Origin of the sequence: Escherichia sp. MOD1-EC6819, assembly GCF_002965765.1 — a bacterium.
Lineage (GTDB): Bacteria > Pseudomonadota > Gammaproteobacteria > Enterobacterales > Enterobacteriaceae > Escherichia > Escherichia ruysiae.
This window is the reverse complement of sequence record NZ_PTRG01000043.1, coordinates 1-700: the sequence shown is the minus strand read 5'-3', so window position 1 is coordinate 700 and position 700 is coordinate 1. Positions and strand designations below refer to the sequence as shown.

At 28.3% G+C, this 700-nt stretch carries 1 protein-coding gene; it reads right to left on the bottom strand.

Annotated elements, in window-relative coordinates; translation table 11 throughout:
• Window positions 1–173: 173 nt before the first annotated feature.
• Complete coding sequence (locus tag A7Z06_RS21545; RefSeq protein WP_000611156.1) at window positions 174–692, bottom strand: helix-turn-helix domain-containing protein; 519 nt, start codon at window positions 690–692, stop codon at window positions 174–176.
• Between the last annotated feature and the right edge of the window lie 8 nt (window positions 693–700).

Genomic DNA, 700 nt, shown 5'->3' with positions numbered 1-700 from the left:
GCTTAGATCTAAAAGGATTTAATAAATCTTTAACGGATAACTGATTTTTAAAGGTATCAAATATAAATATCATATATTATAAGTGCTGCCATTTTTTGTAGCTTAATTAAAAATGGCAACCTTTTAAATGGTAGTTTTCTTATTCTAAATGTATGTATTTGGTACTATGAGATTTATTTGCGATTCTTTTTTTTAACACTATAAAAACTAAACGAATTATCAAAGTTCTCCGTTTCTGCTTTGGATCTCTTGAATTTATCCATTTGTTCCTCATTGAATTTATGAGGGATCCCTTTAACGCATAAATTAGAATTCAAATATACATGGTCGTCTTCTGTATTGCGAATAAGTATTTTCTTTTCAAATAGTTCTTTAAATGCTCTTGAAACATTAGATTTTTGTAGTCCTAAATCTTTTGCTACCCTTGATTGAGAGAAATTAACAAGAATATTACCATAATCAATGATTGAAAAAAGATAAATAATTATTCGAAAAGAAGTTGGTGTTAGCTTCATTTTTGCCAGAGTGCCGATATTTGTTTTAAAGATCATGGAAAAATCATCCTTAAAGGAAGTTTTCCTTTTATTACTGGCTTTAATTCTAAGTTCTTCTAAATCGCCTAATGATACGTCCAATGCTTCTGCAATCGCGGATTTTTGTTCTCTGGTTAGAATAACATTTGTATTTATCATATTATCTC